Source organism: Pseudomonas sp. PA-4-8C, assembly GCF_021606625.1.
Taxonomy (GTDB): domain Bacteria; phylum Pseudomonadota; class Gammaproteobacteria; order Pseudomonadales; family Pseudomonadaceae; genus Aquipseudomonas; species Aquipseudomonas lactis.
The window spans coordinates 1-607 of record NZ_WKCD01000591.1 but is presented as its reverse complement, the minus strand read 5'-3'; the positions used below and the strand labels follow the sequence as shown (position 1 = coordinate 607).

The following is a 607-nucleotide window of genomic DNA, read 5'->3' as shown; positions in this document are numbered from 1 at the left end:
ATTGAATTCACTCGGCCGCCTCAAGGGGCAGGCACACGCGAAACAAGGCGCCCTCGCCTATCTGGCTCTCGACCTCAATGGTGCCGCCATGGGCCGCCACGATCTGCTCGGAAATAAACAAACCCAGGCCCAGGCCGGCTGCGGAATGATTGGCCGAAACCCGCTCGAACTGCTGGAAAATGCGCTTCTGGTTCTCCTCGCTGATACCAATGCCATGGTCGCGCACCTCTACTCGCGCTTCGCCATGTTCGGTATACACCCGCACCTGCACCGGGCTCTTGGCGCCATAACGCAGTGCGTTGGTCAGCAGGTTGGTGATCACCTGCTCGATGCGAAACTCGTCCCAATTACCCTCCACCGGGCTTTCGGCCTGCAATTGCATGGAGGATTCGGCGGCTGCCACTTGCGGCGCGAAGTTATCCACCAGGTTGCGTACCAGTTGCGCCAAGTCAACGGGTGCCGGACGAATCGACAGCTTGCCGGTACGAATGCGCGACACATCGAGCATGTCCTCGATCAGGCGGATCAGGCTCTGGATCTGGCGCTCATCGCGGTCAACCATGGCGTGCATCTTGTCCAGGGTAAACGCGGCCGCGTTGTCCCGGGC

Annotated in this window: 1 protein-coding gene; it reads right to left on the bottom strand. The window is 60.8% G+C overall.

Annotated elements, in window-relative coordinates; genetic code table 11:
- Positions 1-7 precede the first annotated feature (7 nt).
- Positions 8-607: sensor histidine kinase (locus GIW04_RS31160; protein WP_236479670.1), on the bottom strand; the 600-nt coding region annotated here is incomplete at its 5' end.